Raw genomic sequence first — 17889 nt, 5'->3', positions numbered from 1 at the left:
TGACCTGTTACTCTGATGGAAATTTGCTGGCTTTACTGTCTGTTGATCCGGCGAATAAGCATGATGTGAGTGTTGTCCGGGAAAAGTTCTGGGTGATTGTTGAGGAGTTTTCCGGCTGTTTTCTGTTTTTGGATAAGGGGTATGTTAACAGGGAACTCGAGGAGGAGTTTTTGAGGTTTGGCGTTGTTTACACGCCAGTAAAGCGGGGGAATCAGATTAGTAATCTGGAGGAGAAGAAGTTTTACAAGTACTTGTCTGACTTTCGCAGGAGGATTGAGACTTTGTTTTCGAAGTTTTCTGAGTTTCTTCTGAGGCCGAGCAGGAGTGTTAGTTTGAGGGGGTTAGCTGTCAGGATTTTAGGGGCGATTCTGGCCGTGAATCTGGACAGATTATACAACTTCACAGGTGGTGGGAACTAGGGTGAAAAACAGTATCCACCATATCAGCGAACCTATGAACCCGCTTAGTGGATCCATGACATCACCTCCTAGACACTCCTAAAACTTATATTGGAGTTCAATACTCTTAAGCTTTTCGTTAAGCAAAATTAGAAGCAGAATGCTGCAGATTGGAGTATAAAAAAGAGAAAAATCACTTAACTACTTGGGTGCCTGTTTTTCCTTCTAAGGCTTCAACGGCTTTGTCTAAGGCGGCAATTACTGCCCTTTCCCCGCCCCATTCGACGAATCTTATTGCTGCAAGAACTTTCGGCCCCATGCTACCCTTCTTAAAGTGCCCTTCTTCATAGTACTTCTTGAGCTCATCAACCGTAACCCTTCCAAGCCACTGCTCGTTTGGTTTGCCATAGTTAATTGCAGCACCATTAACGTCAGTGAGAATCATGAATATGTCAGCATTAACCTCCTCGGCAAGCTTCTCTCCAGCCAAATCCTTGTCGATAACTGCCTCCACGCCTTTGAATTCCCCATTCTCCTCAATAACCGGAATTCCCCCTCCACCGGAGGCTATGACTATGAAGCCTTTCTCCACTAAATCCTGGATTATCGGAGCCTCGACGTGTCCAATTGGATCGGGGCTTGGCACCACCCTCCTCCATCCCCGTCCGGCATCTTCTATAACAACCCATCCCTTTTCTTTGGCGAGTTTTTTGGCCGTTTCTTCATCATAAAACGGCCCCACGGGTTTTGATGGATTCTTAAATGCAGGGTCGTTTTTGTCAACGATGGTCTGAGTAACTATCGTTGCCACCGGCTTGTTTATGCCCCTTCTCCTCAATTCGTTAATCACCGCCTGCTGTATCATATACCCAATCTGCCCCTGGCTCATTGCACCGCAAACATCCATGGGTTGAGCAGGAATGCCATACATATGCTCTCCAGCATCCTGCTGGAGTAGAATAGCTCCAACCTGAGGACCATTACCGTGAGTTATTACAACCTCATAATCATTATCAAGAATAATATCAACTATTTGCTTTGCGGTCTTTTTTACATTCTCCATCTGCTCCTCATAAGTCCCCTTCTGTCCCCTCTGCAGAATAGCGTTCCCACCCAAAGCAATGACAACTCTCTTCCTCATGTTGCTCCCTCCAGCACTAGTGTATAAAGTTAGACTTTAGCGAATTAAAAGGGTTTCTTAGTCATAAAACAGTACTTTCAGAAAAAACTTCGAAAAATAATTGAAAGGCTTTGCAAATTTAAGGAATATTGAAGAAATATCTTTGCGGTTTTAATCAGAGATACCACTCACTAAACCTTCCAATCCCAAGGCTTTCAAGGGTCTTCATAACGCCAAGGGCTATTCCTTCCACCTCTATGCCTCCCTCTCCCTTGTTTGCGTCCCCGACTATGTAGACGTTTTCAATTGGAAAATCAAGGTGCATTCCAGAGGCCACTCTGTTAACTGGATTTCCATCTAAATACGTTTGAACCATTAGAACTTCTCCCTCTTTGTCAAGCTCCGGGAAGAGATAATAGAGATCCTCGAGGCCAAGCTTTTGCTCTTTTTTTACATCTTTGCTCCTTAGGGCTTGATGCGTCATGATGAGGGTGTAGCCATCTCTTGCAAGCTCCGGCGTTAATGCTGAAGGCTCGTTGTAGCCGTTTATTCTTTTGGTGTCTAAGGTAAAGACAACCGTGTTGCCTATTCTGGGCTTTCCTTTCAAGGCGACGTTGATTTTAATTCCCTCAGCAGGCTTCAAAGAGTCCACTTTTTTCAGGTACTCCCTGTCAAATTTGTTCCGTCCAAAAAGCTCCACTGTTTCTTTTATTCCGATGTTTGAGATGAGCACATCGTAGGGGTATTCTTCACCGTCTGCAGTTATTGCTTTGCCATCATCGACTTCAGCGACCCTTTTTCTGGTTAATATCTTTCCCCCATTTGCTCTTACAATTCTCGCAAGTTCTTCCGTTACGGCTTTGCATCCGCCCTTTATTAGCCCCGGACCTCCCCATTTCAACGTTGCCTTTATCTCCTTAGCCAGCTCTATCGCCGGGACTTCTTCTGGAGCCAAGCTGACCGCCCAGCCGAGAAAGCTCTTTATGAAAAGGTAAACAAACTCGTTGTCCCCAATCTTCTCTTCGAGCCATTCCCAAGCATTCATACTCGCTTCTTCGCCAGTTGGAAGTTTGTTTGCCTTTACCTCCGCAAGAAGCTTCATCGCCTTGGCCTTCTCTTTGAGGGAAAGATGCTTCCACCCCTCTCTGTAGTGGTAAAGGTTCCCATCAATGAAGAACTTGCCCTTCGGATCGGAATTCACTATTTCAACATTGGCGTTCAAAAGCTTCAGCAGATGAGCTAAAGGACCATCTTCTCCATGAGGCACCATATGGAGAGCTCCAGTAGACAATTGAAAGCCCTGATAGTTGAGGTTCGTGAATCTACCTCCAACAAAAGGAGCTTTTTCCAGAACCGTTACTTCATGCCCGGCTCTTGCTAAAAAGGCACTTGTCAAAAGCCCTCCAAGTCCAGCCCCAATTGTGACCATTCTCATTTTATCACCTCTTTGGATTTCCGAAAGGATCTATAAGACCGGCCCTTATTAGGGAAGAGCTTATTTTATCTCCAAGTTTGCTTTTGACCAGCTTTATGGTAACAATGTCGAGAGGTTTTAGACCTTTTTCCATTCTCGCCCTGTTAACTAACAATGCACCCTTGTACGTTTCTTCACTGACGACTATCGCTTCTAAGCTCTTCAGCCTGTCGGCAAAGCCTATTGCGCTGTGGATTTTCATTATCCTGTAGTTTTTGTATCTATTTGTCTCAAAAAACTTTACTAAGTCCCGCAATCTGATTTCATAAGGAAGAATTTTTTCAGCATAAGGTTTGTTCTTTATCATTTCATCGGAAGTTAGACCAACATAGACGTACTTGCCCACTTCAAAAGCCTTTCTAAGCAAGGCCTTATGGCCTAAATGGAGCCTGTCAAAAGTCCCCCCAACCACAACTTTTCTGTATTTCCTCATCGCTATCCCTCTCTACCATCTGAACCAATAAATTTTTGTATTACCATTTGAAAAAGTTTTGGAGGTGAGAAAATGAAGAAAGGCACATTGATTCTGATTGCAGTTATGTTGCTGGCATCATTTTCTCAGGTCTACGCTTATGAAGAACAGCATCTTTTCAACATCGACATTTACATGACCGTCTATCCCAGTGGAACGGCCTCTGTTAAGATCAACGCCCAGCTCAAAGACCCATTTTATATAAACTACTTCGAAAATCTCTCCAAGACGAATCCACAGAGAGCAGAGGAGGAATTCCATGACCTTGTTTATTCATTGGTATACGGTAATTTCAAGAGAGAGGTAGAGAGGCAATCCAAAGAGGCATTAGTAGTAGTGCCTGAAGAAGGCCCCGTAAAATTGGGGAAAAACTGGACCGCCGTTGTGACGTTTAAGATATACAACTACCTCGTGGAAAACAACCAAACGCTGCAGAGTTCAGTCTATGGGCCAATGCAGTTTCTGTTTAAAAACAGGGTTTTTGAATTCAGCTGGAGAAAGCTCACAATTATTCTTCCAAAGGACGCTTATGTTATCAACCTAGCTCCAAAGCCAAATGAACTTGTAGAAAATGTCGCATCATGGGAAAACGGCTACTATCTTCCAATAGTTGTGATAACCTTCGATTCTTCGGTATATGAAGCCATTATGAACAAGACATCAGAAAATACCACCAAATTCGTTCCTTTCGACGAGTTTCTGGCAAAAACTGCAAAGACTATCCAGCTCTATTACGACCCGCTAAGCGGACTTGTACAGTTTAATGCAACCTTTGAGGGGGTTAATGCCACCAGCTACCATGAAACAAAAATCAGGGAGGAGTTCACCAAAACCCTGGATATTCAGGATATAAACTCAAAGATTGAAGGCAACAAAGTGCTTGTATGGGGAAAAGCAAAGCCAAAAGTAGACTACAAAGAAAGTTTCACCACGAAAACATGGAGCGCAAACATAACATTGCCTTTCAGATTTGACAACGTAAGCGTCAAAGCCCCAACCGGTTTAGAGATTAAAGAGCACGAAACAGACGGCAAAAACATTATTATCGTTGTAGAGCAGAAAAAGGGTGTCTGCGGCCCTGGGCTTATTTTGCTGATAGCTTTACTCCCGGTGTTAGCAAAGCGGAGGTGACCCGATGGACTTTTTCTTTTATCCTTCATCCGCAGCAGTATTTGGCTCCTTCAAGCAGGGTGCAATAGCTTACGAAATACTGAGGAACATAGTTGAAGGGGGCTTTAAGGGAGAAGTTATTCCAGTGAACCCCAAAGGGGGAGAAGTCGAAGTAGCCGGGAGAAAACTTAAAATTGCAGAAAAACTTGAGAAAAATGTTGATGTCGCTATAATCGCAATTCCCGCAAAGTTCGTTCCTTCTCTAATTGAGGAGATTGGAGATAAGGTTAAGGGAGCAGTGGTTATAAGTGCGGGGTTCAGCGAAGTTGGTAACGTTGAGCTTGAGAGGGAACTAGTTGAAAAAGCCCGAAAGAAAGGAGTACGGATCATTGGCCCAAACTGTGCCGGCATTTTTGGAGTCCATGCAGAGTTCTTTGGCTCGTTTGAGGTCAGGGTCAAGAAGGGAGGATTAGCCTTAATATCCCAGAGCGGAGCCTTCGGCGGTGCGGCCCTTGCTATGGGGAACGAAGAAGGGATAGGGTTCTCTGCCTTTGTCTCTTATGGGAACGCGGCTGATTTGACGGAAAGTGACTTCTTGAGATATTTTGCCGACGATGAAAACACCAAGGTTATAGCCCTATACATTGAAGGCGTAAAGGACGGTAGGAAGTTCATCGAAGCTTTGAAATACGCCACTTCCAAAAAGCCCGTGATAGTCCTCAAGGCCGGAAAGAGTAAAAGCGGCAGCAGAGCAGCCCAGAGCCATACCGGAAGTCTGGCCGGAAGTTATGAAATTTACAAAGCTGCTTTCATGCAGTTCGGTGCAATAGAGGTTGAAGAGATGGAGGAGCTCTTTGATGCGGCAAAAATCTTTGAGATGTACGAGAGCGGAGGGGAGAGAATAGCCATAATAACAAATTCCGGTGGCCCTGGAGTTTTAGCTACCGACAAAGCCGAAAAGCTGGGACTAGAGATTGCAAAGCTTGAAGAAAAAACCGTAGAGGAGCTCAAAAAATTCCTGCCTCCACAGTGCTCAACAAAAAATCCAATTGACCTGATAGCAGATGCAGACTACGAGAGGTACAAAAGAGCTATAGAAGTTGTTTCCAGGGATAAAAACATTGATGCACTGCTAGTTATTTGCGTTCCGCCGATATTCATACCGAGTGAAGAGATAGCAAAGGCAGTCATAGATGCCAAGTGCGACAAGCCAGTTGTGGTCAATTTTATGGCCGGAGAACTTGTAAAAGAGGGTGTGAAGCTTTTAAATACCTGCGGTATCAAAAACTTCCCGACACCGGAGAGAGCAGCCAAAGCCCTCTACTGGCTTAGTTTGAGAAAGGCTTTTAAAACGAAGTAGAAAAAGACACATAGGGGTGAGAACGATGCATCACTTGATTTATCCAATGAGAACATACCTGATAGTCTCAGGACAGGGAGAGGAAACAAACGTTATGGCAGCTGACTGGGTAACAGTCCTTTCTCACAAGCCGCCTCTGGTGGGAGTGGCAGTTTCTCCAAAAAGATACACTCACCGGCTGATCTCAAAATACAAGGAGTTTGTTATCAGCGTTCCGGGCTTGGAAATGCTCAGAGACGTCTGGATTGCGGGAACAAAGAGAGGACCCTCAAAGCTTAAGGAGATGAACATAACCCTCGTCGACTCCACAAAAATAGCTACGCCGAGCATAAAAGAGGCATTAGCAAACATAGAATGCAAAGTGGTTGATGCCAGGGATTATGGAGACCACACATGGTTCGTTGGCGAAGTTGTTGGTTATACCTACAAAGAGGAAGCATTCAAGAACGGAAAGCCAGATGTTATGAGCGCAAACTTCCTCGCACATGCAGCGTGGACTGACTTCGTTACCTTCGAGAAGAAGATTTACAAGTCAGAATAATTGCAAAATAGCACGTTATCATGTTTAAATTTTCTCTTTTTGGATTTTCTGCCCTCTGAAGGATTAATTTTGAGTTCAAGGCTCTAAGAATGCTCTGGAAGTCTTTAGTAACTGAAGGTTACTATTAAACAAAAGGTTACAAAAATTTTAAAAGTTTATAACGAAATTTTTTCGAAGTTTTGAGTTGGGGCTTCTTAGGGCTTCTTTGATATTCTCTCCTCATGGGAATTTAACCATTTTTAGTTTAAGGCGTTTTTGTGAGCTTATTTTTGATTTAAGCTCCTATTTCGCCTCTGGAAGTCTCATGAACATTCTTGAGCATTGACAAAAAGGAGGAGTTTCAAGTGTGGTTGAGTTTCAAGGTTTCTCTCAAGGGCTCGAATTCGAGCTTTCTGAGGGGAGTTTTATTGACCCTTTGAAGAAAAGTTTATAAGATTCGGGCCTTCTAATTACTCTTTGAGGAGTTTAGAGGAAAAATCGCCCCTGTTCCAATAAGACTTTAAAAGAATTGAAAGTATTCTGAGACCACGCTGTCGCTCCTGTCATCGGCGGTGTCGTTCCAATAAGACTTTAAAAGAATTGAAAGTTGCCTTAGCTTCGGCAAGTCCAAAGGCTTCTTCAATCGTTCCAATAAGACTTTAAAAGAATTGAAAGAAAGCTCTATGAAGTCTTAGAGACTAATAAGGCTTTGCGTTCCAATAAGACTTTAAAAGAATTGAAAGCATAGTAAATTCGTACAATAGTTCTTTTTGGTCATCAAGTTCCAATAAGACTTTAAAAGAATTGAAAGGAAGGTAATCAGTCACCCCAACAATAAACGGTGAAACAGTTCCAATAAGACTTTAAAAGAATTGAAAGAGGGCTTGAATGGAGTTTCCTTTCCTTCGTAGCCCAACATGTTCCAATAAGACTTTAAAAGAATTGAAAGGAGTAACTGAGGTCGTTGAGGGCGTTACTGAGCTAACAGAGTTCCAATAAGACTTTAAAAGAATTGAAAGGTTTCTACAAGGTCTAAAGTATATACGAACAGGTAGGTGTTCCAATAAGACTTTAAAAGAATTGAAAGTCATCAAAAGTCCAATTTCCGGCTGTGTCTTGGATTTCTAGTTCCAATAAGACTTTAAAAGAATTGAAAGCTGTTGTCGTTTGCCGTGTCATCTGGTCTCTTTGTTCGTTCCAATAAGACTTTAAAAGAATTGAAAGCTATCCAACTCCCCAAGACAATCAAGACCGAACTCGACGAGTTCCAATAAGACTTTAAAAGAATTGAAAGGAGGAAGAGCAACAAATTAGAGAAGAGGTAAAGAGGGTTCCAATAAGACTTTAAAAGAATTGAAAGATCACCCCTCGTAAATTATTTTCGCAAAAACCTTACCGTTCCAATAAGACTTTAAAAGAATTGAAAGGTGCATCAGCTCCTACATACTTCAACATGTATCACCGTGTTCCAATAAGACTTTAAAAGAATTGAAAGGGGGTGCGCATTTTCGAGTGCGTGAAGGTTTTCCATCCACGGTTCCAATAAGACTTTAAAAGAATTGAAAGTGCTTGATTTACAAGATGCTATGTTAAGGGTGAGCTTTCGTTCCAATAAGACTTTAAAAGAATTGAAAGACGACCTTAACCAGCTTGCTTTTGCAGTTAAGAAGGGGTTCCAATAAGACTTTAAAAGAATTGAAAGCTGTTACTTCGATTGCTATCGGTTGCCACTGTTCATTATAGTTCCAATAAGACTTTAAAAGAATTGAAAGTCTTAATCACTTTCAAGTACTGCTTTATTTCAATCCACGTTCCAATAAGACTTTAAAAGAATTGAAAGAAAGAAGACCACCAAAGAAAGGATATCACAGATATCCTAAGGTTCCAATAAGACTTTAAAAGAATTGAAAGGGAAAAGTCGCTGTCATCAGTTTTGATAGAAAATCAACCGTTCCAATAAGACTTTAAAAGAATTGAAAGCAGGAGCGTCTTTATAATCCGCTGGCAAGCTTCCCGCGTTCCAATAAGACTTTAAAAGAATTGAAAGAAGAAGAGTGTCGACTTGATTATTGCAGACCCTCCTTATTGTTCCAATAAGACTTTAAAAGAATTGAAAGTCGTTCCCGTTCCCGCTCTTATCAAGCCACTTGTTATTGAGTTCCAATAAGACTTTAAAAGAATTGAAAGCACTCCACTTTCCGGCTACGAACTTGGCACCTTGTTGTGGTTCCAATAAGACTTTAGAAGAATTGAAAGATTAAATTGCTTAAGAATCTTTGCCGGGATTGCACGGGTTCCAATAAGACTTTAAAAGAATTGAAAGGTTGTTTCGTCCTTGTAGTAGATTACAGTTCTGTAACCGTTCCAATAAGACTTTAAAAGAATTGAAAGAATTGATCCCAGCCTATCCCCATTTTTGCTATCTCTTGTTCCAATAAGACTTTAAAAGAATTGAAAGCTGCTTCAAACGTAATTTCACGAGTTGAGAAGTGCTCGTTCCAATAAGACTTTAAAAGAATTGAAAGAAAAAGAGTTGGACAGTTATGAACAACACTTTTAAACCTCACCAGCTACTCTATTTTGATGATAGCGTTAGGAATTGAGGGGACTGCACACACACTTGGCATAGGGATTGTGACGGAAGATAAGGTTCTCGCCAACGTATTTGATACTCTAACAACCGAAAAAGGTGGCATACACCCAAAGGAAGCCGCTGAACACCACGCAAGGCTCTTAAAGCCCCTTTTGAAAAAAGCCCTTAGAGAGGCTAAAATCAACATTGAAGATGTTGACGTAATTGCTTTTTCTCAAGGGCCAGGACTGGGGCCGGCTTTGAGGGTTGTGGCAACAGCCGCGAGGGCTTTGGCTATAAAATACAACAAACCCATTGTCGGGGTCAACCACTGCATCGCCCACGTGGAAATTACGAAGATGTTTGGAATAAAAGACCCGGTTGGCCTCTACGTAAGCGGGGGCAATACTCAGGTTCTTGCATTAGAAGGCGGTAGGTACAGAGTATTTGGGGAAACCCTCGACATAGGCATAGGCAACGCCATAGACACCTTTGCCAGAGAGCTCGGCCTTGGGTTCCCGGGCGGCCCAAAGATAGAAAAGCTCGCTCAGAGAGGGGAAAAATATATTGAACTCCCCTATGCAGTTAAGGGCATGGATCTAAGCTTTTCTGGAATTTTAACGGAGGCAGTTAGAAAATACAAGACCGGGAGGTACAGAGTTGAGGATTTAGCGTATTCCTTCCAGGAAACGGCTTTTGCCGCTTTGGTTGAGGTTACCGAAAGGGCTGTGGCCCACACAGGTAAGGAAGAAGTAGTCCTTGTGGGAGGAGTAGCAGCAAACAACCGCCTGAGAGAGATGCTCAAGATAATGTGCGAAGACAGAGGCGTGAAGTTCTTTGTGCCGCCTTATGACTTGTGCAGGGATAACGGAGCGATGATAGCCTACACCGGCTTAAGGATGTTCAAAGCAGGCATAAAGTTCGACCTTGAAAAAACAGTAGTCAAGCAGAAGTTTAGGACCGACGAGGTGGAGGTAACGTGGGAATAGGAGTGTTCCTCCCAATTGTCCTTTATGACGTGACTCTTCTCTTTGCAGTGGGTTATGTGTGGTTGTTCTTCCTCAAGCGCTGGAACCGCTATACTGCGGAGCTAAAACCGTTAATACAGAAGGCTGCGATATTTCTATCCATAGCTCTTCTCGGTCGTTTTATTGATCTCGTAACTGACTTTTATTCTTCTGTTTATCAGGAGGGGATTTTAACACTCTTATACGGGATTTCGATCTTAGGAGTGATATATACCATGGTTTCCTACGTACAGACCTTAGAAAAGTCCTACATCCCAATAACTAAAGCTTCAACTTCTGGCCCTCAAATCGAGAATGGAATGCATGGAGCTTATATCGTCTCTGGCTCCAAAGAGAGACTCACAGAGATAACAAAGCTTCTTAAGGAAAGGACGTCTCCCGCATTGATATTCACACGCTCACCTGAGTTCTACCACAGTTTAAGTGAGTTTGCCACAACCGTCTGGATTACTGGGGCCACTGACACCGGAATCTCACCAACGAAGCTCCATGTTATACAGGATATGGCTATACAATTTGCGAAAGAAGCTAAAGGTGCCGTTATTGTAATAGACTGTATCGAATACCTCCTCCTGTACAATGATTTTCCAAGCATCTTTAAGTTCCTAGCCAGCCTTAAAGACCACCTTCTTATGCTCAACGCCTCCTTAATTGTGACCGTTGACGAAAATGCCATCGACCAAAAGGAATACCGCCTCCTCCTCAACGAATTTGAGCCCCTCTAAAACTTCTTCTTTATCTTTAGGGTGTATTTTGGATAGATTCTCTTCGAGAACCTCACAAACTTCGTCTTCCTTGGGGATTTCTCAACCCTTATTCTCAAATGCGGAGGTAGCTGGGTGTAGAACTGTCCATCGACGGCAAGGATAACATCCCTGTCCGTCAGCACCTCTATCTCGATTGAGGAACGGTCCGGAACAACGAGGGGCCTTGCGGTAAGGGCAACGGGAGCCAACGGGACAAGAATAATAGCATGCAGGCGAGGATCAACTAAAGGGCCGCCAGCTGCGAGGGCATAAGCCGTTGAGCCAGTAGGTGTTGACACTATAAGCCCATCGGCCCTTATCTCCTCGGCAAGCTCTCCGTCGATGTAGTACTTGAGATGAGTTATCTTGCCCGGAATTCCCGTTAAAACTGCAACTTCGTTAAGTGCATCCGGTATGTTATCAAAGCCTTCAACAAAAGTCCTGAGTTTCATCCTCTCATCTATAAAGTAATCGCCCTCAAGAACCCTCGAAATTGCAAAAAAAGTTTCAGCAGGTTCAACCTCTGCCAAAAAACCCAAAGTACCCATATTTATTGCCAGAATGGGAATATCTCTGGTGGTTTTATGCTCAACCCTCAAAACAGTCCCATCTCCTCCAATTACTATCATCATGTCAACATCCATTTTCTCAAGGGGGATTACATCGTCAGGAGAAAAATGTGGAAAATGCTGATGAGCTTCTTCGTCAACGTAGACTTCGTAACCACTAACCTTCAGAAAGTCATACACTCTGTAAGCAAGCTTCAAAGCCTCTTCCCGATCCCTTCGAGCGGCGATTCCAAACTTCATGATCTCACACTCTACCCTTGCTTAGCTTTGCGCCAAGGTAAACACTCAATCCTCCCCCAATAATCGTTGGGAGCCAGAAGGATATAAACCTATCTAAGACTGTCGCAGTGACAGCCAAGCTTTTATCAATCTTTAGACTGAGGTAGAGGGCTGAGTTAACTGCTTCCGTTATTCCCACCCCCCCGGGGAGAATGCTTATCATCCCCAGGGCAATACCGGCCATTTGAACCATTAGAATTTTTTGAAGTTCAAGACGATACCCAATGCTTTCGAAGACAAAATAAGTTCTGAGAAGCATGAATCCCCAGAGTGCCAAAGAATAGAAGAGGGTTTTGCCCAGCACAACCGGGTCTTTAGAAAGCTCCAAAAAGGTCGTCCTAAAGTCAGTTATAGATTTTTTGAGCTTTTCTTCGAGCGTTCCCTCCACTCCTGCAAACTTTTCAGGGAATATGCGCTTTATAAGTGCTGTTATTTTGTTGAGCACGCTAAAGGCTAAACTTTCATTCAGAGATATCAAGAGGCTTATAGCCACTATCAGAAGGAGTACTATTGTTGAGAGAGAAAGAACGGACAGCAAAAGCTTTACCTTTAACGAGAGGGCATACTTGAACGCGACAAGAGTGAAAAGCAGAACCGGAACAACGTCCAAAATCCTGTCAGCCATTATGGTGGCAAAAACCTGACCATAACCACCGTTGGACTTTTTGGTTATCACATACATTCTAGCGGGCTCTCCTCCCGCTCTGGCACCGGGAGTTAGGTTGTTTGCAAATATCCCAACCATGGTGGCCATTATAATGTCCTTTATCCGAACACTTACCCCCGCCCTTTTCAGAAATATCCTCCACCGAAAAGCCCACGCAAGGGTTGCAAGAACTTGCATAAGAAGTGCAAGAAGAAAATACTCCACCTTAGCCCCTGTTAAAAGCTTCAGCGTTTCCTCTACTCCTGCCCACCATATAAGTACTGCTATAACCCCAACCCCAATCAAAATCATAAAGGAGTCTCTCTTTTTCATCAGCCCACCTTCCTCAGTTTTGCAATGAAGAAGCCCTGAGTAAGGTGCTTGTGAGGATAAAAGCGCTGAACTTCGTTTATCCCTATTCCAGGCGAACCTATGAAGATTTTCTGCTCCTCAAGCTTCAGCCCCTTCTTTATCATGTAAAGCACGTTCCCTTCGTTTTCTTCATAGCTCAAGGTACATGTAGAATAGACTAGCACACCTCCTTTTCTAAGGCTTTTTATTGCGGCGTTTATGAAGTGTCTCTGATACCTTGCAGTAGCCTCGATGTCCTTTGGCGTTCTTGTCTCCCAGAGCTTTGGTCTCACTCCCAAGGCTGTGCATGGGGCATCTAAGAGGATTTTATCAGCCTCAATTCCAAGGTCTGGCAGATTTCTCGAATCCATTTGAATAAGCTTGACGTTCTTCACGCCAAGTCTCTTCAGCTCTTCCTCCATTTTGGCTAATCTGTTTTTTGATTTGTCTATAGCTATTATTTCCCCCCTGTTTTCAAGGAGCTGTGCTATGTGAGACGTCTTTCCCCCCGGAGCAGCCGCCATATCAACTATAAGGTCTTCTTCCTGTGGCTCCAGAATATGGGCAACAATCATGGAAGGAAGGCTCTGGGCATAAAAGTAGCCTTTTTCATAAGCTTTTAATTCACTCAAGCTCGGCAGTTTGAACTTAGGCAGAGTTACTTCGACAGCTATTCCTCTCGTGGCAATAACCATTTCCTTAGCACTCATCTTTGCAATGCCTATGCCCACAAGGAGCCCCCTTGGATCTCTGATTTGAACTTCATCTCCTTCTTTTATTCCTCTATCGGCCTTTAATACGCCGGGAGCATAGAGCTGGGCACCCTGGTAAACGCTCTCCGCCGCAAACTTATTTGCGACAACCGTTGGCAGCTTGGGGTTATAATCATCGGGAAAATTCGGCCCTTCCCTCTCGAAATAGATACCCTCCTCAAGGTAGGGACTTCTCCTCGGCTTCAGCCCCTCCCTTCTAAGCTCTTCCATGAGCTTCTGCCGACTTATCTTAAGCGTGTTGACCCTTATGTAGTACTTCTCCACGGGCTCTCTCAGCTTTTTCATAATCTCCTCAGCTTCACTCCCGAAAAGGTCGTGATAATACTTCTGCAGTTCTTCAGGAAACGCTTCCCGGTACATGGAACCACCTAAATCTCAAGGATTTTGTACTTCTTTGCAAGTTCTATAAATTCAAAGAGCTTGTTTTCAATATCCTGACTGTCTTCTGCCTCAACTTCAAGTTGAAAAACTTTTTCTTGGCTTTTTTCTATCTTTTCGTAAACTTCATCGAGGTTTCTTGGAAAGTTGTGATTGTAGATGTCCTCCAAAAAGTTCTCCGTTCCGTAGATGTAGCTCTGTGGGAATTTTTTGATGAACTCAACGATGAACTCTCTGGTTATTTTTTCCTTTGGAACGGCAAACACAAAGTAGAAGCTCTGAATCGTCGCTCCCAATTCTCCTTGAGGCTTTATCTCAAAAGCAGGATGAGGATAAAGCATCTCTCTCCACTCACCCTCAAGGAAAATGTACGCGTTGAAAACTTCCTCTACAGGCTCCACCTTAAAGCCAAGAGGCCTGAGCTTCTCTCTCAGCACCTCGTTTAACCTAAAAATCTCGCCCCAGATTTTGTTTAAATGATTGTGGACTTCAAGCAGATTCACACTCTCACCTCCAAGGAAAAATAGAAGGAAAAATTTAAAGGTTTAGGTCATCTGAGAGCAAGGTTCAGCTGTTCTATTATGTTCGTTTCAACCCTTTTCTCGACTTCTGGGAGGGGAATCTCTACTTCTCTGTTAAGCACTTTCACAGCAAGGGTAAGCTTCAGGGTTATCTCACTTCTCTCTCCTCTCTTTATGTGTTCTGCAAGTACCTCTGGAAGAACTTCTGTGTCAACCACTGTTCTTATTTTTGCTATAGCTCTGCCGTTTGCAGGGATTACAACGTTCTCAACGAGTTTTCCTTGTGCCACCTGGTAGCCGTTAGCATCTATGTAATATTTAATTCCAAAGAGGGGCAGAGGAATAGGGTTAGGATTGTAGAGCTTCACATCACTTAAAATCTCAATACCGTTTTCATCAACTTTTCCCCACTTAGAGGGCATTCCTTCAACTGCGGGAGTTTTTATTAGGTCTCCAGAGCTCTCTATTGTTACGTTGCTGATGTAGCTTAACAAATTAGTTTCAAATGGATGCGAAAAGCTTCCCCTTATAATTGGAAGGCCAAATATTGAACCGCGCACTTGTATCTCAATATCACTCTGCTCTCCGTTTCTTATGTGCTCTTTTAGGGCTTCAATAATCTCTCTGTTTTTAAGAACAAGCACACCCCTTGCACTGTCATCCAAAAACCCAACCTTTAGGTCTTTCAGGGTGCCCACCTTTACTCCAGCCAAGTACAAATCTGCTTCGTCAATAGCTATTGAGACGGGAAGAGGTTTCCCGAAATACACTGTTGTTTCCAGTTCCATGGTGTTTTCATCAACATATCCCCATTCAGCTCTTATTTGAGGAGTTAAAGTAATCAGCGCATAACCTAAGTAAGCCACCCAGAGAAACACAATAAGTCCGATTGCTCCAAGTATTTTGCCTACACCCATAACTCTCACCTAAAAATTAAAAAGGTTGAGAGCTTAAAAGAGTTAGCTACCTTTTTTTCCTCTCCAGTATGTCCACAAAATTACTACCAAAGCCAGAACTCCAATAAACGCTCCAGCAGTTCTTAGGTTTCTTCTTGTTTCAGTATTTTCTTTAACAGGTATTGTAATAAATTCCTCAAAGACGTACACGTTGTCATCTCCGCTTTCCTTATCACCAACTGCTCTGATTCTCACTTGAACGACGTAGTCTTTGGGGATGGCGTTGTTTGCTATGCTCAGTTCCAAAACACCTTCCCCTTCTCTTCCCGGATCAAGAGTTCCAACGTAATCTGACCTCTTTGAGAGTGTAAAGGGCTGATCAGCTTTTACAACGCCTTCTATTATCACATTTTCAGCCTGTTCTCCTCCAACGTTCTTGACCCTTATGTATATAAGAATTTCTTCACCCTGCATAGGTGTTTTGTCAAAGCTGACCTTCTCGACAGTTATTTTTGGTTTTTCGTTCACTATTACTGGTATCTTGATCGTATCCTCCTTAACATTGCCCGAAGAGTCCTTGTACTCTATCTTCACTGGAATCTCATACGTTCCACCCTCTGCCCACTCTCCAACGTTCACTCTGAAGCTCGCCTTTGCTGAGTCTCCCTGCCGTAGGGTGCCTATGTTTATTATCTGCTCGCTCGTCTCACTTAACTCAAATGGATCCTCAGGCATTGGTTTTAGGATCACATAGCGGGCGCTTCCACTGCCTATGTTCTCCACTTCAAAGTTTATCTCCACGTTGTTCGTTCCAGCTAAGACCCTACTTGGAGATGTTGAGACCTTTGAAATTATTATATGCTCCCTGCCAAGAATTGGTATGCCAATTAACCTGTCATCCGTTAGCTTTTCATCATTTGGCGTGCTCAAATATTCCAGTGAAACCTTTAGAGGATAGATACCGTTTTCGAGTCTTTCATTTGCCTTTAGACGGAACTCCAATATTTTTTCTTCTCCTGGGACCAGCTTAGACAGATACTTCGTGTTGTCTTCTCCAATGGGCAGGAAAGCATTGATGTTCTCCCTAGCGAGCTGTTCCATTATTTGGTTTATGGCAATTTGAAGGTTTTCGCTCATGCTCTGGCTTCCCTGTATTGGGAGGTTCTGAAGGGAAGATAGATCGACTTTCGTAACTTCTCCAGGCGCATTTACTTCACTCGGTTCTATTCTGAAGGAAAAGGCCCTTGCTCTCTCTTCGCCTACGTTTTTCACCTTTACCTTAAGCACAAACTCGTCTCCAGGCTCTATTGCTTTTGGATCCATTTCGACACTCTCAATCTCAATAAAGGCTTGATTTCTTCTCACAACTTGAACTGAAAATTCAAAGGTCTGCTCTCTTTGATCTTTTGAATCACCGCTGTAGTATGAAACCTTCAGCCTCATCGGATAGCTTCCTGTGGAGGCGTCTTCACTCACGTGTAGCCTGAACCTATACTCCATGACCTTGTTGGTGTTTATTACGTAGGTAAAGTGCTGTTTTGTTGTGTTGTCTATTAGTATCGCCCCATTCTGGAATTCTAATGAAGGAGAGAGATCAACAAGCACTTCTTTTGCCGGCTCGAAACCAAGGTTTCTAAGACCAATGGTTACCTCAAAGTCCTCCCCTGGATGAACTACTTCAGGTTTTTCAATGTTCTCTATCTCAAAAGTTGCTTCCCCCTCCCGAATTACAGTTATGGAGAAATAATCAAAGCCTTGCAGCATTTGCAAATTCTCTCCTCTCTGCACGTGATATGCAAGTGAAATGTAGAGGGGATAAATACCTGGATCAACGTTTTCATTTACCTTGAACCTGAATTCAACGACTTTCTCCTCTTTTCCGTCCAGATATTCTATGTACTTCACTGCGCTATCTACCGGCAAAAGAACACTCTGCACAACTCCGCTCTGAGATGCAACTTGGGCTATTACCTCACCCATCCCTCCACCGGAAGGGGCAAACGAAACAGGGGTTGGGGACACAACTACCGTGATGAACTTTGCTTTTAAAGCTCCCTCGTTCTTTATGTGGACTTTGACAGTAATTTCATCGCCCGGTCTGACCTTCTCTGGAGTTTCAGCCCATGCCGTAAGGTATGCCGGTATCATTGAGGCTTTCCATTCAGAAGGGCCGCTTATGCTTATTCTTGCACCATTTGGATAAATCTGAAGGGCTGTAATAGATACCTTTTCCCCATCAACCTCAACTTCTATGACCCTAGTTCCCACCACCTGTGAAGTTGTATAATCTGTCCAGATTCACGGCCAGAATCGCCCCTAAAATCCTGACAGCTAACCCCCTCAAACTAACACTCCTGCTCGGCCTCAGAAGAAACTCAGAAAACTTCGAAAACAAAGTCTCAATCCTCCTGCGAAAGTCAGACAAGTACTTGTAAAACTTCTTCTCCTCCAGATTACTAATCTGATTCCCCCGCTTTACTGGCGTGTAAACAACGCCAAACCTCAAAAACTCCTCCTCGAGTTCCCTGTTAACATACCCCTTATCCAAAAACAGAAAACAGCCGGAAAACTCCTCAACAATCACCCAGAACTTTTCCCTGACAACACTCACATCATGCTTATTCGCCGGATCAACAGACAGTAAAGCCAGCAAATTTCCATCAGAGTAACAGGTCA

At 43.4% G+C, this 17889-nt stretch carries 16 protein-coding genes and 1 CRISPR repeat array; of the genes, 6 read left to right on the top strand and 10 right to left on the bottom strand.

What is annotated here, in order from left to right:
* A partial coding sequence (locus GBV73_RS07355) for a transposase (protein ID WP_152880017.1) occupies positions 1–419 on the top strand: 419 nt, incomplete at its 5' end.
* Between the two features lie 172 nt (positions 420–591).
* Here GBV73_RS07355 and arcC read toward each other — a convergent pair.
* The 3 genes from arcC to coaD form a co-directional block, all read right to left on the bottom strand.
* Positions 592–1539: a carbamate kinase gene (gene arcC / locus GBV73_RS07350; protein ID WP_152880423.1), complete on the bottom strand. Its 948-nt coding sequence runs from the start codon at positions 1537–1539 to the stop codon at positions 592–594.
* A 154-nt stretch (positions 1540–1693) separates the two neighbouring features.
* Positions 1694–2953, bottom strand: coding sequence for an NAD(P)/FAD-dependent oxidoreductase (locus tag GBV73_RS07345; protein ID WP_152880421.1), 1260 nt, complete (start codon positions 2951–2953; stop codon positions 1694–1696).
* A 4-nt stretch (positions 2954–2957) separates the two neighbouring features.
* Complete coding sequence (gene coaD, locus GBV73_RS07340) at positions 2958–3425, bottom strand: phosphopantetheine adenylyltransferase (RefSeq protein WP_042697681.1); 468 nt, start codon at positions 3423–3425, stop codon at positions 2958–2960.
* Positions 3426–3497: 72 nt separating this feature from the next.
* On the opposite strand from coaD, the gene GBV73_RS07335 reads away from it, so the two are divergent.
* The 5 genes from GBV73_RS07335 (at position 3498) to GBV73_RS11560 (ending at position 10779) form a co-directional block, all read left to right on the top strand.
* Positions 3498–4595, top strand: coding sequence for a CGP-CTERM sorting domain-containing protein (locus GBV73_RS07335; RefSeq protein ID WP_152880419.1), 1098 nt, complete (start codon positions 3498–3500; stop codon positions 4593–4595).
* 4 nt (positions 4596–4599) lie between these two features.
* Positions 4600–5934 carry an acetate--CoA ligase family protein gene (locus GBV73_RS07330; RefSeq protein ID WP_042697677.1) on the top strand — a complete coding sequence of 445 codons (1335 nt, stop codon included), beginning with the start codon at positions 4600–4602 and terminating at the stop codon, positions 5932–5934.
* A gap of 25 nt (positions 5935–5959) precedes the next feature.
* Positions 5960–6475 (top strand): flavin reductase family protein, encoded by a 516-nt coding sequence (locus tag GBV73_RS07325; RefSeq protein WP_004067909.1) that lies wholly within the window; start codon positions 5960–5962, stop codon positions 6473–6475.
* Between the two features lie 485 nt (positions 6476–6960).
* Positions 6961–8979: a CRISPR direct-repeat array (repeat unit 30 nt; unit sequence GTTCCAATAAGACTTTAAAAGAATTGAAAG).
* Positions 8980–9037: 58 nt separating this feature from the next.
* Positions 9038–10015 carry a bifunctional N(6)-L-threonylcarbamoyladenine synthase/serine/threonine protein kinase gene (locus GBV73_RS07320; RefSeq protein WP_042700428.1) on the top strand — a complete coding sequence of 326 codons (978 nt, stop codon included), beginning with the start codon at positions 9038–9040 and terminating at the stop codon, positions 10013–10015.
* Positions 10006–10779, top strand: coding sequence for a DUF835 domain-containing protein (locus GBV73_RS11560; RefSeq protein WP_371717058.1), 774 nt, complete (start codon positions 10006–10008; stop codon positions 10777–10779). Before GBV73_RS07320 ends, GBV73_RS11560 begins: the two co-directional genes overlap by 10 nt.
* On the opposite strand, the gene GBV73_RS07310 is transcribed toward GBV73_RS11560, so the two are convergent.
* From GBV73_RS07310 to GBV73_RS07280, 7 genes are all read right to left on the bottom strand, one after another.
* Complete coding sequence (locus GBV73_RS07310) at positions 10776–11609, bottom strand: NAD(+) kinase (RefSeq protein ID WP_152880417.1); 834 nt, start codon at positions 11607–11609, stop codon at positions 10776–10778. The two genes, GBV73_RS11560 and GBV73_RS07310, sit on opposite strands and share 4 nt — an antisense overlap.
* A 4-nt stretch (positions 11610–11613) precedes the next feature.
* Positions 11614–12627, bottom strand: coding sequence for a flippase-like domain-containing protein (locus GBV73_RS07305; protein WP_152880415.1), 1014 nt, complete (start codon positions 12625–12627; stop codon positions 11614–11616).
* Positions 12627–13778 carry an RsmB/NOP family class I SAM-dependent RNA methyltransferase gene (locus GBV73_RS07300; RefSeq protein ID WP_152880413.1) on the bottom strand — a complete coding sequence of 384 codons (1152 nt, stop codon included), beginning with the start codon at positions 13776–13778 and terminating at the stop codon, positions 12627–12629. Before GBV73_RS07300 ends, GBV73_RS07305 begins: the two co-directional genes overlap by 1 nt.
* An 8-nt stretch (positions 13779–13786) precedes the next feature.
* Positions 13787–14299, bottom strand: a complete 513-nt coding sequence (locus tag GBV73_RS07295) for a DUF3201 domain-containing protein (protein ID WP_042697667.1) — start codon at positions 14297–14299, stop codon at positions 13787–13789.
* Positions 14300–14346: 47 nt separating this feature from the next.
* The gene (locus tag GBV73_RS07290; protein ID WP_152880425.1) at positions 14347–15234 is read right to left on the bottom strand and encodes an LEA type 2 family protein; all 888 of its coding nucleotides are present in this window, start codon (positions 15232–15234) and stop codon (positions 14347–14349) included.
* A gap of 42 nt (positions 15235–15276) precedes the next feature.
* Positions 15277–17481, bottom strand: a complete 2205-nt coding sequence (locus tag GBV73_RS07285; RefSeq protein ID WP_216643939.1) for a COG1361 S-layer family protein — start codon at positions 17479–17481, stop codon at positions 15277–15279.
* On the bottom strand, positions 17471–17889 hold a 419-nt coding region (locus tag GBV73_RS07280), incomplete at its 5' end, for a transposase (RefSeq protein ID WP_152880017.1). The genes GBV73_RS07280 and GBV73_RS07285, both read right to left, overlap by 11 nt.

Origin of the sequence: Thermococcus sp. 101 C5 (assembly GCF_009372125.1) — an archaeon.
GTDB classification, from domain to species: Archaea; Methanobacteriota_B; Thermococci; order Thermococcales; family Thermococcaceae; genus Thermococcus_A; species Thermococcus_A bergensis.
This window is presented reverse-complemented; position numbering and strand designations above follow the sequence as displayed.

What these genes read in the sequence shown, in the direction of transcription:
- GBV73_RS07290 (WP_152880425.1), bottom strand. Translation starts at nt 15,234, where the DNA reads ATGGGTGTAGGCAAAATACTTGGAGCAATCGGACTTATTGTGTTTCTC.
- GBV73_RS07300 (WP_152880413.1), bottom strand. Translation starts at nt 13,778, where the DNA reads ATGTACCGGGAAGCGTTTCCTGAAGAACTGCAGAAGTATTATCACGAC.
- GBV73_RS07330 (WP_042697677.1), top strand. Translation starts at nt 4,600, where the DNA reads ATGGACTTTTTCTTTTATCCTTCATCCGCAGCAGTATTTGGCTCCTTC.
- GBV73_RS07320 (WP_042700428.1), top strand. Translation starts at nt 9,038, where the DNA reads ATGATAGCGTTAGGAATTGAGGGGACTGCACACACACTTGGCATAGGG.
- GBV73_RS07305 (WP_152880415.1), bottom strand. Translation starts at nt 12,627, where the DNA reads ATGAAAAAGAGAGACTCCTTTATGATTTTGATTGGGGTTGGGGTTATA.
- arcC (WP_152880423.1), bottom strand. Translation starts at nt 1,539, where the DNA reads ATGAGGAAGAGAGTTGTCATTGCTTTGGGTGGGAACGCTATTCTGCAG.
- GBV73_RS07325 (WP_004067909.1), top strand. Translation starts at nt 5,960, where the DNA reads ATGCATCACTTGATTTATCCAATGAGAACATACCTGATAGTCTCAGGA.
- GBV73_RS07335 (WP_152880419.1), top strand. Translation starts at nt 3,498, where the DNA reads ATGAAGAAAGGCACATTGATTCTGATTGCAGTTATGTTGCTGGCATCA.
- coaD (WP_042697681.1), bottom strand. Translation starts at nt 3,425, where the DNA reads ATGAGGAAATACAGAAAAGTTGTGGTTGGGGGGACTTTTGACAGGCTC.
- GBV73_RS07345 (WP_152880421.1), bottom strand. Translation starts at nt 2,953, where the DNA reads ATGAGAATGGTCACAATTGGGGCTGGACTTGGAGGGCTTTTGACAAGT.
- GBV73_RS07310 (WP_152880417.1), bottom strand. Translation starts at nt 11,609, where the DNA reads ATGAAGTTTGGAATCGCCGCTCGAAGGGATCGGGAAGAGGCTTTGAAG.